16 protein-coding genes are annotated in these 12,276 nt (G+C 70.3%); 7 read left to right on the top strand and 9 right to left on the bottom strand.

Annotation, left to right across the window (positions count from 1 at the left end):
• Positions 1-19: 19 nt before the first annotated feature.
• Entirely contained in the window at positions 20-484 is a 465-nt protein-coding gene (locus LI334_RS06800) for an NUDIX hydrolase (RefSeq protein ID WP_227259640.1), read from the top strand.
• Here LI334_RS06800 and LI334_RS06795 read toward each other — a convergent pair whose 3' ends face one another.
• The 3 genes from LI334_RS06795 to LI334_RS06785 form a co-directional block, all read right to left on the bottom strand.
• A complete protein-coding gene (locus LI334_RS06795) occupies positions 485-1,261 on the bottom strand; it encodes an SDR family oxidoreductase (protein WP_227259639.1) in 777 nt (258 codons plus the stop codon).
• Between the two features lie 93 nt (positions 1,262-1,354).
• Positions 1,355-2,395 (bottom strand): asparagine synthase C-terminal domain-containing protein, encoded by a 1,041-nt coding sequence (locus tag LI334_RS06790; RefSeq protein ID WP_227259638.1) that lies wholly within the window; start codon positions 2,393-2,395, stop codon positions 1,355-1,357.
• On the bottom strand, positions 2,395-3,078 hold the full coding sequence (locus LI334_RS06785; RefSeq protein WP_227259637.1) for a PHP domain-containing protein: 684 nt from the start codon (positions 3,076-3,078) through the stop codon (positions 2,395-2,397). Before LI334_RS06785 ends, LI334_RS06790 begins: the two co-directional genes overlap by 1 nt.
• A gap of 111 nt (positions 3,079-3,189) precedes the next feature.
• Between LI334_RS06785 and LI334_RS06780 the strand changes: the two genes are divergently transcribed.
• Genes LI334_RS06780 through purL form a run of 4 tightly spaced genes read left to right on the top strand, consistent with a single transcriptional unit; the run spans position 3,190 to position 6,528 of the window.
• On the top strand, positions 3,190-3,489 hold the full coding sequence (locus LI334_RS06780) for a hypothetical protein (RefSeq protein WP_227259636.1): 300 nt from the start codon (positions 3,190-3,192) through the stop codon (positions 3,487-3,489).
• On the top strand, positions 3,486-3,851 hold the full coding sequence (locus tag LI334_RS06775; protein WP_227259635.1) for a hypothetical protein: 366 nt from the start codon (positions 3,486-3,488) through the stop codon (positions 3,849-3,851). The genes LI334_RS06780 and LI334_RS06775 overlap by 4 nt, the downstream gene beginning before the upstream one ends.
• Positions 3,844-4,371 carry a DUF7504 family protein gene (locus tag LI334_RS06770; protein WP_227259634.1) on the top strand — a complete coding sequence of 176 codons (528 nt, stop codon included), beginning with the start codon at positions 3,844-3,846 and terminating at the stop codon, positions 4,369-4,371. The genes LI334_RS06775 and LI334_RS06770 overlap by 8 nt, the downstream gene beginning before the upstream one ends.
• Positions 4,372-4,428: 57 nt before the next feature.
• The gene (gene purL, locus LI334_RS06765; protein WP_227259633.1) at positions 4,429-6,528 is read left to right on the top strand and encodes a phosphoribosylformylglycinamidine synthase subunit PurL; all 2,100 of its coding nucleotides are present in this window, start codon (positions 4,429-4,431) and stop codon (positions 6,526-6,528) included.
• On the opposite strand, the gene LI334_RS06760 is transcribed toward purL, so the two are convergent.
• Positions 6,520-6,693: a DUF7550 family protein gene (locus LI334_RS06760; protein ID WP_227259632.1), complete on the bottom strand. Its 174-nt coding sequence runs from the start codon at positions 6,691-6,693 to the stop codon at positions 6,520-6,522. The genes purL and LI334_RS06760 overlap by 9 nt on opposite strands.
• Positions 6,694-6,722: 29 nt before the next feature.
• Entirely contained in the window at positions 6,723-7,151 is a 429-nt protein-coding gene (locus LI334_RS06755) for a universal stress protein (RefSeq protein ID WP_227259631.1), read from the bottom strand.
• An 81-nt stretch (positions 7,152-7,232) separates the two neighbouring features.
• Between LI334_RS06755 and hisF the strand changes: the two genes are divergently transcribed.
• The gene (gene hisF, locus LI334_RS06750) at positions 7,233-8,042 is read left to right on the top strand and encodes an imidazole glycerol phosphate synthase subunit HisF (protein WP_227259630.1); all 810 of its coding nucleotides are present in this window, start codon (positions 7,233-7,235) and stop codon (positions 8,040-8,042) included.
• Between the two features lie 10 nt (positions 8,043-8,052).
• Here the strand turns inward: hisF and LI334_RS06745 are convergent, their stop codons facing one another.
• From LI334_RS06745 to LI334_RS06735, 3 genes are all read right to left on the bottom strand, one after another.
• The gene (locus LI334_RS06745; protein ID WP_227259629.1) at positions 8,053-8,769 is read right to left on the bottom strand and encodes an SDR family oxidoreductase; all 717 of its coding nucleotides are present in this window, start codon (positions 8,767-8,769) and stop codon (positions 8,053-8,055) included.
• 73 nt (positions 8,770-8,842) lie between these two features.
• Positions 8,843-9,199 carry a Zn-ribbon domain-containing OB-fold protein gene (locus LI334_RS06740; RefSeq protein ID WP_227259628.1) on the bottom strand — a complete coding sequence of 119 codons (357 nt, stop codon included), beginning with the start codon at positions 9,197-9,199 and terminating at the stop codon, positions 8,843-8,845.
• Positions 9,196-10,347, bottom strand: a complete 1,152-nt coding sequence (locus LI334_RS06735) for a thiolase family protein (protein WP_227259627.1) — start codon at positions 10,345-10,347, stop codon at positions 9,196-9,198. The genes LI334_RS06740 and LI334_RS06735 overlap by 4 nt, the downstream gene beginning before the upstream one ends.
• An 89-nt stretch (positions 10,348-10,436) precedes the next feature.
• Here LI334_RS06735 and LI334_RS06730 point away from each other — a divergent pair, with 89 nt between their 5' ends.
• On the top strand, positions 10,437-11,573 hold the full coding sequence (locus LI334_RS06730) for an extracellular solute-binding protein (protein ID WP_227259626.1): 1,137 nt from the start codon (positions 10,437-10,439) through the stop codon (positions 11,571-11,573).
• Here the strand turns inward: LI334_RS06730 and LI334_RS06725 are convergent.
• Positions 11,570-12,199, bottom strand: coding sequence for a DUF47 domain-containing protein (locus LI334_RS06725; RefSeq protein WP_227259625.1), 630 nt, complete (start codon positions 12,197-12,199; stop codon positions 11,570-11,572). The genes LI334_RS06730 and LI334_RS06725 overlap by 4 nt on opposite strands.
• Between the last annotated feature and the right edge of the window lie 77 nt (positions 12,200-12,276).

Here is a 12,276-nt window from a genome sequence, read left to right as displayed (position 1 = left end):
TCCCCCTCGTTCTCGCGGTATGGAGACGACGCGACACTTCACCGCGACCGTCTACGTCGTACACGACGGAGCGACCGCGCTCCACGAACACGCCCGCCTCGGCATCCGCATCCCGCCGGGCGGCCACGTCGATCGGGACGAACTCCCCCACGAGGCCGGTCTGCGCGAAGTCCGCGAGGAGACCGGCCTCGACCCGACGCTCCTCGGGGACGCGCCGGACGTGCCCGCGCCCGCGGGCGAAGCGCTCCCGCGGCCGCGCTACCAGATGCTGTACGACATCAACGTCCACCCGGACGGTACGGTCGGCCACCAGCACGTCGACCACGTCTACTTCGCCACCGTCGAGGGGAGAGAAATCGACCCCGCGGACGGCGAGGAAGGCCCGGAGGCCTGGGACTGGTACACCGCCCGCGACCTCCGCGAGAGCGGTATCGACGCCGACACCCGCGAAATCGCGCTCGAAGCTATCGCGGCCGCCGAGTGATCACTGACTGTTCGACATCCCGCCGTCCACGACGAGCGACTCGCCGTTGACGTAACTCGCGAGGTCGCTCGCGAGGAACAGCGCGGCGTCCGCCACGTCGTCCGGCTGACCCCAGCGCCGGGAGGGAATCCCCTGAAGGTACTGGTCGCCGGCGTCCGTCCCGATGATGGGCACGTCCTCCGTCGTCATCGCCGTCTCGATGAGACCGGGGTGGATGGCGTTCGTCCGCACGCCGTCGGGGCCGAGCGCGGCGGCGACCGCGTACGTGAGGAGTCGTACCGCGCCCTTCGACGTGCAGTACGTGACGTGGTCGGGCGACCCGCTGAGACCGGCGACGCTGGAGAGGTTGATGATGCTCCCGCCGCCGTTCGCCGCCATGCGCTCGCCCGCGATCTGCGCGCCGAAGAACGTCCCCTTTACGTTGATGTCCATGAGCTGGTCGAACTCGTCCTCGGACACCTCGGTGAAGTCCTCGCTCCGGAAGATACCGGCGTTGTTCACCATCACGTCGATGCCGCCGAACTCCTCGGCGGCGTCTACGGCGTCCACGAGGTCGCTCCGGTTCGTCACGTCGCACTCGACGAACGCGGCGTCCGCGTCCGTCTCGTCGGGGACGAGTTCGTGCGTCGGCGTCCCACCCTCGCGGGGTTCGTCGCGGATGTCCGCGACGACGATGTCCGCGCCCTCCTCGGCGAACGTCCGCGCCATGCTGCGGCCGTTCCCGCTCGATGCGCCCGTGATGACCGCCGTCTTCCCGTCGAGTAGTGGTTCCGACATCACGCAAATATTTCCGCTACTCCGGGATAGCGTTTCTGCCAAAACAGATTGGTACTCACTCACACCCGACGCCGCGAATCGTTCGCTCGCGGGCTAGACGACGGATTCGACGTACTTCGTGACGTGGTCGTCCATCCGGCGCTTGAACCCGGCCTGGCGGGCGAGCCGGTCGAGTTCGCGCGCGACGAGACTGCCGTACTGCACGGCCTTCTTCTCGCGGTACGCCACCGGGTCGGGGAGGCGGTCGGCGGCGAGTTCGCGGAGCGCGCGCTTCCGCGTGCCGTCCGCGACGAGCAGGTCGTCGGAGAGCCGGAGCGCCTCGCGGACGACGGCATCGTGCAGGAGCGGCGTCACGGGCTCCGTCCCGGTCGCGCGCACCGCGCGAACGTCGCGTTCGAGCTGGTCGGGGAGCGTTCTCACGACCTCGTCGCGCGCGCCGCGGACGGTGTCGGCGTCGGTGCGGGGGTCGGTCTCGGCCTTCTCGACCTTCGCGTACCCGCCGAACAGTTCGTCCGCGCCCTGTCCGAGCAGGAGGCGGTCGGCGTTCGCGCGCTCCGCGACGAAGAACAGGGGGAGCGCGATGGAGACGTCCATCGCGTTCGTCCGGCCGATGGCGCGCGCCACGCCGGGAACCGCGTCCTCCACGTCGTCGATGGCGAGTTCGTGGACGGTCACGTCGCGTCCGAGGAGGCTCGCGGACTCCCGCGCCGCCGCGATGTCGGCGCTGTCGGGGAAGCCGACGACGTGCAGGGGCGCGTCCACCGCGTCCGCGACGAGCGCCGAGTCCACGCCGCCCGAGAACGCGACCGCCGCGTCCCCGTCGCCGGCGCTTGCGTCGTCGAGGGCGGTGTCGAGCGCCGATTCGAGGGCGTCGAGGCCGCCGTCGGTGGTGGAGTCGGGGAGCCGCCAGACGCGCTCGTGGTCGTCGGGCGTGCCGACGTGGCCCGCCGGGAAGGGGGTGGGCTGGTCGAGGTCGCTGGGGGTGTGGCTCCAGTCCCCGGAATCGGTGTAGAGGAGTTCGCGGCCGAGCACGTCGCGCGCGAGCCGTCCGTCCGGGAGTTCGCCCGCGAACCCCGTGGTTCCGGGGAGCGGGTCGCCGGACGCGACGGCGTCGAGGACGGACTGGGGGAGCATCAGAAGAACTCTCGGAGCCGGTTTTTCACGCGGCGTTTCGCGCCCCCGGCGGCCTGTCGGAAGCTCACGCGCCACGGCGTTCGCGTCCCCTCCACGGAGGTACGGCCGTCGCGGATGGCGTCCAGAATCGCGTCGAGCGAGCGCTCGTCGGTATCGACGCGCGTGACGGCCTGCCCCACCATCTCCGCGATGTGGGCGTCGCTCCCCGCGGTCATCGGGAGGTCGTGTTCCTCCGCGAACCGCTCGGCCTGCCGGTTCGCGCGGCCGGTGAGGAGCCTGGAGTTGTAGATTTCGATGGCGTCCGCGGACGCGAGGTCGCGCCGCGAGACGTTCGCCGCGACGCCGCTCCGGGACTCCTGGAACGGGTGCGGGACGACCGCGATGCCGCCGCGGGCGCGGATTTCGCTCAGTGTCTCGTCGAACGGCAGGCCGGTCGGCACGGCCTCGCGGACGCCGATGGCGAGCACGTGCCCCGCGGCGGACGTGACCTCCATCCCTGGAATCCCCACGAGGCCGTACTCGCCGGCTTTCTCGGCGGCGTCGAGGCTCGCGTCTATCTCGTCGTGGTCGGTGACCGCGAGCGCGTCCAGGCCGACCGCGCGCGCCTGCTCCAGGAGCATCTCGACGGGGTCGCGGCCGTCGTAGGAGAGCGCGGAGTGCGAGTGCAGTTCGACGGACAGCACGAATCGGCGTTCGCGGGCCGCCGGCAAAAGCCCCCCGGTACGGGCGAAGACGTTAGGTAGCGCGAACGTGTGGCGTCGGACGATGCGAGACCGACGGGAGGGACTGGAGCCGTGAGCACGATGGACGTGGTGCTCGACGCGCTCATCGTCGCGCAGAGCACGCTGTTGACGGTCGCGGTGGTCGTGATGGGTATCGCCGCGCGGGGGTACGCGGGGACGACGTGGGGCGGCGTCCTGCAACCCATCACGGTCGCTATCGTCGGGTTCCTCGGGACGACGATGGCGGCCCAGCTCCCGCTCCCGGGCGCGTGGTACCTCGTGGTGTCGTCGGCGTTCTGGACGGTGAGCGTCGCGGCGATGGTGGTGGCGACGGTGCGGCTGAACCGGATGACGCGGGGTGTCGCGCCGTGAGCGTCGAGTCCGCGGCGCTCGCGGTGTTCGCGGCGCAGACGTGCGTTCTGTTCGCCTGTATGCTCGTGGTGGTGAACGTGCTCGTGCGGCGGGCGGACGCCGTGCTCTACCGGGAGGGCGTGCTGTTGTTCGCCGTGACGCTCGGCCTGTTGAGCGCCGGGGCGAGCGCGAACTTCGCGTACGACTTCGACCTCGTGGAGTCGCGACTCGTCGTGCTCGTCTCGTACGTGTTCTACGTCGCGGCGAGCGCCTGTATCGTCGCGGCGGCGGCGTACTTCGCGCGGGACTTCGTGGAGACGACGCGCGACCGCACGGTCGCCGAGGACGCGAGCGCGGACACCGGGGGGTTCGAGGATGCCTGAGAGCGCGACGGGGCAGTTGAACGACCTTCCGGCGGGGACGCAGGTGCTCGCGGAAGCGCCGCCGCACAGGTCGGTGCTGGACGCGCTCCCCGAGCGCGCGTTCGACAACCTCCTGCTGGTGCGGACGAGCGCGTCGCCGACGCGGACGGAACGCGACCTCCGGGAGCGCGGCGTCGACCCCTCCCGGGTCGGCGTCATCCCCGTCACGGGGTCGTCCGTGAGCTACGACGGCCCGCTCTGGGTGTCCGAGCGCGTGAGTCCGAGCGACCTCACGGGGTTGAGCATCCAGTACTCGAACGCCCTCCAGTACGTCCGAGAGGGCGGCTGGGTGGTGTTCGACAACCTCAGCACGCTCTACATGTACGCGGACGCCGAGCGGCTCTACCGGCTCGTTTCGACGCTCACCCGCGCGACGGGGGACGCGGGCGCGACCGGCGTGTACGTGGTCGCGTCGGGCGTGATGCAGTCGGAGGCCTACTCGCAGTTGCGGGGCGTGACCTCCCACCGCGTCGAACTCTAGGTGCACGAACGTGCACATGGAAACGCATTAATGGCGGGTGTCGGTACACGTAGTTGAATGAGTCTCGCCGATTCGGACCGCGAACTCGTGGAAGCGGAACTCGGCCGCGACCCCACGACGACCGAGGCCGCGCTCTTCGAGAACCTCTGGAGCGAACACTGCGCGTACCGCTCCTCGCGCATGCTCCTCTCCGCGTTCGAGAGCGAGGGCGACCGCGTCGTCGTCGGCCCCGGTGACGACGCCGCCGTCGTCGCGCTGGACGAGGACACCTACCTGACGTTCGGCGTGGAGTCCCACAACCACCCGAGCTACGTCGACCCCTACGACGGCGCGGCGACCGGCGTCGGCGGCATCGTCCGCGACACGCTCTCGATGGGCGCGTACCCCATCGCGCTCGCGGACTCGCTCTACTTCGGGGACTTCGACGCCGAACACTCCCAGTACCTCCTCGACGGCGTCGTCGAAGGCATCAGCGACTACGGGAACGCCATCGGCGTCCCGACCGTCGGCGGGAGCACGCAGTTCCACGGCGACTACGAGGGGAACCCGCTCGTGAACGTCGCGTGCGTCGGACTGCTCGACGCCGACCGCCTCGTCACCGCGACGGCCCAGGAACCCGGGAACAAACTCGTGCTCGTCGGGAACAGCACTGGCCGGGACGGATTGGGCGGCGCGAGTTTCGCGAGCGAAGACCTCGCGGAGGACGCCGAAACCGAAGACCGGCCCGCGGTGCAGGTCGGCGACCCCTACACTGAAAAGCTCCTCATCGAGGCGAGCGAAGACCTCGTCTCCGCGAACCTCGTGGAGTCCGCGCGCGACCTCGGCGCGGCCGGACTCGGCGGCGCGTCCTGCGAGATGGTCGCGAAGGGCGGTCTCGGCTGCGTCATCGCGCTCGAAGACGTCCACCAGCGCGAGCCGAACATGAACGCGACCGAAATCCTGCTCGCGGAGTCCCAGGAGCGGATGTGTTACGAGGTCGCACCGGAGAACGTCGACGCAGTCCGCGACATCGCCGACAAGTACGACCTCGGCTGTTCCGTCATCGGGGACGTGACCGACTCCGGGAACTTCGTCTGCGAGTTCGAAGGGGAAACCGTCGTGGACGCGCCCGCGGAGTACCTCGCGGACGGCGCGCCGCTCAACGACCTCCCGACGGAAGCGCCGCCCGAACCGACCGTTTCCATTCCTGATACGAGCGTCGCGTCCGCGTTCGACGCCGTGCTGGCGAGTCCGAACACGGCCTCCAAACGCTGGGTGTACCGCCAGTACGACCACGAGGTCGGCGCGCGCACGAGCGTCCGCCCCGGCGACGACGCCGCACTGCTCGCGGTGCGGCGCGCCGAACAGGGCGTCGCGCTGTCCGCGGGCGCGAACCCGAACTGGACGAGCGCCGCGCCCTACGAGGGCGCGTACGCCACCGCCGTCGAAAACGCCACCAATCTCGCCGCGGTCGGCGCGACCCCGCTCGCGGCCGTGGACTGCCTCAACGGCGGGAACCCCGAGAAACCCGGCGTGTACGGCGGGTTCACGAACATCGTCGAGGGCCTCGCGGACGGCTGTCGCGACCTCTCCGTCCCCGTCGTCGGCGGGAACGTCAGCCTCTACAACGATTCCGCGACGGGGCCGATTCCGCCGACGCCGACGCTCGCGATGCTCGGCACGAAATCGGGCTACGACGCGCCCGGCACCGGTCTCAGCGGCGAGGGAACGCTGTTGCTCGTCGGCGGGCACGCGAGCGGTCTCGGCGGGAGCGAGTACCTCGCGCAGTTCGACGGAAGCGACCGCTTCCCCGCGCTCCCCGACGACCCGGCCGACCGCGTCGCCGGCCTCGCCTCCGTGGCAGACCTCGACTCCACGCTCGCGGTGCACGACGTGAGCGACGGCGGCCTCGCCGTCACGCTCGCCGAGATGCTCACCGCGGACGCCGGCCTCGACGCGAGCGTCCCCGGTCTCCCCGAACTGTTCTCGGAAGCGCCGGGCCGCGCCGTCGTCGAAACCACCGACCCCGACGCCGTCCGCACCCGCGTGGATGCGGTCGAACTCGGACACAGCGACGGGTCGGGCGCGCTCTCGCTCGACGTGAACGGAACCGAACTCGCGTACGAGTTCGAAGCGGTCGCGGACGCCCGCGACACGCTCGCCGCCGAACTAGACTAGGAGGGCGGGGGCGACGACGACGGCGAGCCCGAGGAGGAGAACGAGAAAACCGGTGAGGACGGCGCGCCCGCCGTACGCCTGCATCGGCGACGTGACGCGGGAGTCGTGACGGGACGCCCCGTCCTGTTCGTCGGCTGGTTCGTCGGTATCGGTGGTGTCACTCATACCCGGGGGTTCTGCGGCCGCGTACTTCGCTATGACGGATGCCGGACGATGTGCACGTCGTAGCCCGCGTCGGTCGCGACGTTCTGCCCGACGCTCACGAGGTTCGTGACGAGACGACCCGCGCTCCGACTGCCGACGAACACGACGTCGGCGTCGAACCGGCGGGCGGCCTTCCGCACCGCGAGACCGATGGTCGCGAGCGGCGGCGCGGACTCCAACCGAACCGGTTCGAACGACACGTCCGGCTGGCGTTCGTGGACGCGGTCGCGGAGTCGTTCCTCGATTGCGTCCATGTCGAACGCTTCGTCGGCGTCGAGCCAGTCGTTCGCGCGGGCGTAGGCCGGACTGCGCGGTATCGCGGTGACGGCGACGACCTCCCGCTCCCCCGCGAACTCCACGGCGCGGTCGAGCGCGGTTCGCGAGAGTTCCGAGTCGTCGTAGGCGACGAGAAACGTCATACTCGACGTAGGCCGGGTTCCACTATCAGCGTGACGTATCGAGGCGAAACCGTGAAACGCCGTCCGAGTGAACGAACGGGTATGTTGACGAAACGCGTCATCCCGTGCATCGACGTGGATCTCGATGAGAGCGGGGACGCGGCGGTCTACACGGGCGTTCAGTTCGAAGACCTCCAGTACACGGGCGACCCCGTCGAGCTCGCGAAGAAGTACAACGAGGCGGGCGCGGACGAGTTCGTCTTCCTCGACATCACCGCGAGCGCGGAGGGGAGAGAGACGATGCTCGACACCGTCTCCCGGGTCGCGGACGAAATCTTCATCCCGCTCACCGTCGGCGGCGGCATCCGCACCAGGGAGGACGTGAAGGAGACGCTTCGCGCCGGCGCGGACAAGGTCTCAATCAACACCGCCGCCATCCAGCGCCCCGAACTCATCACGGAGGGCGCGCGCGCGTTCGGCAGTCAGTGCATGGTCGTCAGCGTGGACGCCAAACGTCGCTTCGACGAAGACGGCGAGCACTACGAGCAGGTGGACGGCGAGTCCTGCTGGTTCGAAGCCACGGTGAAGGGCGGTCGCGAGGGCACCGGCCGGGACGTGGTGGAGTGGGTGCAGGAGGCCGAAGACCGCGGCGCGGGCGAACTGTTCGTGAACTCCATCGACGCCGACGGCACCAAGGACGGCTACGACCTCCCGCTCACGAGCGCCGTCTGCGATTCGGTGTCGACGCCCGTCATCGCCTCGTCCGGCTGCGGCGGCCCCCAGCACATGAAGGACGCGTTCGACGCGGGCGCGGACGCTGCGTTGGCCGCCTCCATCTTCCACTTCGACGAGTACGGCGTGGACGAAGTCAAGGAGTACCTCGACGAGCACGGCGTGCCCGTCCGCCTGTAGGCTGTGGCGTTCAGTCCTGGCCGGTCGGTCGGATGAGGAGTTCGTTGATGCTGACGTTCTGCGGGAGGGTGACGGCGTGGCGGATGGAGTGCGCGATGTCTGCGGGGTCGAGCGGTTCGGGTTCGGGCGGCATCTCGTCGCTGAGTTCGGTGTCGACCAGTCCGGGTTCGACGAGGGTCACGCGGACGTCGTCGTCGTTGACCTCCTGGCGGAGCGCGTCCGTGAATCCGTTCACGCCGAACTTGCTAGCGTTGTAGCCGGTTCCACCCGGCATCGCTTCGATACCGGCGACTGACGAGATGTTGACGACGTGCCCGGCCCCGTCGGTGAGCGCCGGGAGCGCGGCGTGCGTGAGCGACATCAGTCCGAGGAGGTTAACCTCGATCATCTGCCGCCACTCGTCGGTGTCGACGACCTGTGCGGGGCCGAGACGCATCACGCCAGCGTTGTTCACGAGAATGTCGAGTCCGCCGTACTCGGCGGTCGTCGTGTCGATGAGGTTCTGGATTGCGTCCTCGGCCGTGACGTCGGTCGGGACGACGAGCGCGTCGCCGCCGTCGTCCTCGATGTCGGCCGCGACCGCGTTCAGTTCGTCTTCGCGGCGCGCCGCCAGTACGACGCTCGCGCCCGCGTCGGCGAGCGCGTTCGCCGTCGCTTCACCGATTCCCGAGGACGCGCCGGTGACTATCGCGACCTCCCCGTCGAGGCTCGCTGTCGTATGAGACATGATACTGACTATCTGGTCAGTCAGTGAAAGTGTTCGGGTAACGGCTATTTTCGGAACGGCCGGCCGCCCCCTCCTACGCGGGTTCGAACCGGTAGCCGTCCCAGTTCTGGCTCTCGGGTTCGCGGATGCCGGCGTCGGGGTCGCGGAGTTCCTCGACGTGCACGGGTGTGACGGTGTCGCCGATTTCGATGTCGTCGGTGGTGAGTTGGCCGAGCGCACGCACCGGTTGGCCGTCCACGTCGAACTCGACGACGGCGAGGTGGTTGGGCTGGCGGACGCCCGGCGGGGTGGCGGTGCTCGTCGTCCACGTGACGACCTCAGCCGTGCGGTCGGCGAGCGAGACGGTGTCTTCCTGTGGTTCGCCGCAGTCGGGACAGCGGGCGTGACCGGGATACGTGAGGTGGTCGTTCGGACAGCGATGGGCGTTCATGGCGTTTCGAGGATGGTGGTGGTGACGCAGTTCCCGAACCCGCCGACGTTGCAGGCGAGGCCGACCGCCGCATCGACCTGGCGGTCGCCCGCGTCGTCGGTGAGTTGCCGGTGGAGTTCGTAGGCCTGTGCGACGCCGCTCGCGCCGAGCGGGTGGCCCTTCGACTTCAGGCCGCCCGAAGTGTTGACGGGGAGGCGGCCGTCGCGTTCGGTGACGCCGTCGGGGGCGAGCCGCCAGCCCTCGCCCTCCTCCGCGAACCCGAGGGCTTCGAGCTGGAGGACTTCGAGGATGGTGAACATGTCGTGAAGTTCCGCCACGTCCACGTCGTCGGGCCTCCGACCCGCCATCTCGAACGCGGCGTCCGCGGAGTCCGCGACGCCCTTCATCGTGGTCGGGTCGTCGCGCTCGTGGACGACGTGCGTGTCGCTCGCGCCCGCGACCCCGGAGACGACGGTGTAGTCGTCCGTGTACTCGCGCGCGACGGACTCCGGACAGAACAGGAGGGCGGCCGACCCGTCCGTGATGGGGCAGAAGTCGTACAGCCGGAGTGGGTCGGCGACGATTGGGGAGTCCAGAATCTCCTGTTCGCTGACCTCCTTGCGGAACTGGGCGTGGGGGTTGTCCACGCCGTTCCGGTGGTTCTTCGCCGCGACCGCCGCGAGCGACTCCCGGGGCGCGTCGTACTCGTCGAGGTAGAGCCGGGCCGTGAGGCCCGCGAAGCTCGGGAGCGTGACGCCGTGCTTGTACTCCACGGGATGCGTGAGGCTCGCGATGACGTCGGTCGCCTCCCCCGTGGTTCGGTGCGTCATCTTCTCGCCGCCGACGAGCAACGTCATGTCGCTCGCGCCGGACGCGACGGACTGCCAGGCGGCGTAGATTCCCGCGCCGCCGGACGCGCTCGTCTGGTCGACGCGCTGGGTGTACGCGCCGACCATGCCGAGGTCGTGCGCGAGCATGTTCGAGACGCCCGTCTGCCCCTCGAACTCGCCGCTCGCCATGTTCGAGACGTAGACGTGTTTGACCGCGTCCGACGGTACGCCCGCGTCCCGGAGGCAGGCGTCCCCGGCCTCCGCGAGCAGGTCGCGCACCCAGTCGTCGCGCTCGCCGAACCGCGTCATCGACGCACCGATTACGGCTACCCTGTCCATACTCGGGCGAGCGCGAGCGAACGCCTTCACGGTTTGGGTGACGCGGAAAACAGTAGGCTGATACTGTCGGGGCAAACAGGTGGGGGACGATGACCGAGCGGTCGTTCCACACGCGCCGCGGCGTCCTCGCCGGCGGCACCGCCCTCCTCGGGTCGCTCGCCGGCTGTGCGACCGTGCTCAGCGACGGCGACGACACCCCGAAACCGACGCTCGACGACTTCCGCGGCGACACCGGTCTCGTGGGCGAACGCCCCGTACCGGACGGGCCGCGCATCGCCGACCTCCCCGAACTCGACGGCCGCCTCACCGTCTACGTCGCGGGGAGCGCGAGCGAGCGCTACGAACGCCTCGTCGGCCTCTTCGAGCGCACGTACCCCGGGTTCGACCCGACGCTCCGCGTCGAACCCGCGGAGGTGCTCGTCGCCGCGCTCCGCGAGCAGGCGGAGGCCGGGAACGTCCGCGCGGACGTCCTGCTGGCGACGGACGCCGCCGCCGTGGACACGCTCGCGGACGACGACCTCACCGCGCCGCTCCCGGACGACGTGACGGCGCGCGTCCCCCGGCGGTTCCGTCCGACCGACACCTGGGTGGGCGTCGGCGCGCACTCCCGCGCGCTCGCCTACGACGCCGCGGCGTTCGACGCGGACGCGATGCCGACGAGCGTCCACGCGCTCCCGGACGACGTCCCGGGGTCGATTGCGTGGGCGCCGCGCTCCTACGGCTTCCGGACGTTCGTCACCGCGCTCCGCGCGCTCGCCGGCCGGGACACCGCCCGCGAGTGGTTGCGTTCCGTGCTCGCCGCCGACACCGAGACCGTGGACGGCGAGTTCTTCGCCGTGAACGCCGTCGCGCACGGAGACGCGTCGCTCGCGCTCGCCTCCCACCAGGACGTGCTCCGTGTTCGCGCCGGCGAGGACGCGCCCGACCTCGGCCTCGCGTTCACCGAGGGTGACGCGGGCGCGCTCGTCAACGCCACCGCCGCCGCCGTCCTCCGCGCGAGCAGCGCCGCGACGCTCGCACGCGAGTTCGTCCGCCACCTCCTCAGCGCCGAGGCCCAGGAGTTCGTCGCCACCGACGCGCTCGCCTACCCGGTCACCGACGGCGTCGCGCCGATAGCGGCGCTCCCGCCGATGGACGCGCTCTCCCCGCCCGCGCTCTCGCTCGCCACGCTCGGTGACGTGGCGCGAACCGAGTCCCTGCTCCAGGAGGTCGGGATTCTCCCCTAGGGCGAGAGCGACACCATGAACTCGATGTGGTCGGCGGCGTCCTCGACGGCGTCCACGACCGCGTCGACGCCCCGCACGAGTTCGCGCACGACGAGCGCGTCCGCCGCGTCCCGCTGTTCGAACGCGACGCGGACGGCGTCGTGCCGGCGGTCGTCGCACGCGCGCTCCAGTTCCCGGATGCGGGACACCGCCTCGGAGACCGTGTCGTCCTCGCCGTCCGCGAGGTAGGCGGCGGTCGCGGTTTCGAGGTGCGCGCTCGCCACCACCGCGTCCGCCACCATCTCCCGGAGGTGCGGGCGGACGGGCCCGAGGTACGCGCCGGTCGCGCGGTAGTCGAGCGCGACGGCCTCAGCGTGGTTCGCGACCTCGTCCGTGCGCGTGTAGAACTCCGCGAGGTCGCCCGCCTGCAGGTAGACGCCGCGGAACGTCGGGGCGGCCGCGCCGAGCGCCGACCGGAGCGCGCGCCCCGTCTCGTCGCACCGCGACTCCAGGGATTCGACGCGCTCGACGCCGGACTCGGTGCCGTCGAACACGCCGTCCAGCGCGCTCACGCACTCCGTCACCTCTTCGAGGTACGTCTCGCTCAGCTCCTCGATACGGTCGTCGGTCACACCGGCTGCCTCCATCACCCTCGAATCGCGCGAAAGCGACGGAAAGCCTTGCTATGAACCACCCGAAGCACTCGGTACCCGTCCGGAGCACT

The organism is Salarchaeum japonicum, assembly GCF_020614395.1.
In the GTDB taxonomy this organism is placed as follows: domain Archaea; phylum Halobacteriota; class Halobacteria; order Halobacteriales; family Halobacteriaceae; genus Salarchaeum; species Salarchaeum japonicum.
This window is presented reverse-complemented; position numbering and strand designations above follow the sequence as displayed.

Bases quoted from the DNA above. Each gene is read 5' to 3' on its own strand.
- LI334_RS06800 (WP_227259640.1), top strand. From the start codon at position 20: ATGGAGACGACGCGACACTTCACCGCGACCGTCTACGTCGTACACGAC.
- LI334_RS06795 (WP_227259639.1), bottom strand. From the start codon at position 1,261: ATGTCGGAACCACTACTCGACGGGAAGACGGCGGTCATCACGGGCGCA.
- LI334_RS06790 (WP_227259638.1), bottom strand. From the start codon at position 2,395: ATGCTCCCCCAGTCCGTCCTCGACGCCGTCGCGTCCGGCGACCCGCTC.
- LI334_RS06770 (WP_227259634.1), top strand. From the start codon at position 3,844: ATGCCTGAGAGCGCGACGGGGCAGTTGAACGACCTTCCGGCGGGGACG.
- purL (WP_227259633.1), top strand. From the start codon at position 4,429: ATGAGTCTCGCCGATTCGGACCGCGAACTCGTGGAAGCGGAACTCGGC.
- LI334_RS06760 (WP_227259632.1), bottom strand. From the start codon at position 6,693: ATGAGTGACACCACCGATACCGACGAACCAGCCGACGAACAGGACGGG.
- LI334_RS06755 (WP_227259631.1), bottom strand. From the start codon at position 7,151: ATGACGTTTCTCGTCGCCTACGACGACTCGGAACTCTCGCGAACCGCG.
- hisF (WP_227259630.1), top strand. From the start codon at position 7,233: ATGTTGACGAAACGCGTCATCCCGTGCATCGACGTGGATCTCGATGAG.
- LI334_RS06745 (WP_227259629.1), bottom strand. From the start codon at position 8,769: ATGTCTCATACGACAGCGAGCCTCGACGGGGAGGTCGCGATAGTCACC.
- LI334_RS06740 (WP_227259628.1), bottom strand. From the start codon at position 9,199: ATGAACGCCCATCGCTGTCCGAACGACCACCTCACGTATCCCGGTCAC.
- LI334_RS06735 (WP_227259627.1), bottom strand. From the start codon at position 10,347: ATGGACAGGGTAGCCGTAATCGGTGCGTCGATGACGCGGTTCGGCGAG.
- LI334_RS06730 (WP_227259626.1), top strand. From the start codon at position 10,437: ATGACCGAGCGGTCGTTCCACACGCGCCGCGGCGTCCTCGCCGGCGGC.
- LI334_RS06725 (WP_227259625.1), bottom strand. From the start codon at position 12,199: ATGGAGGCAGCCGGTGTGACCGACGACCGTATCGAGGAGCTGAGCGAG.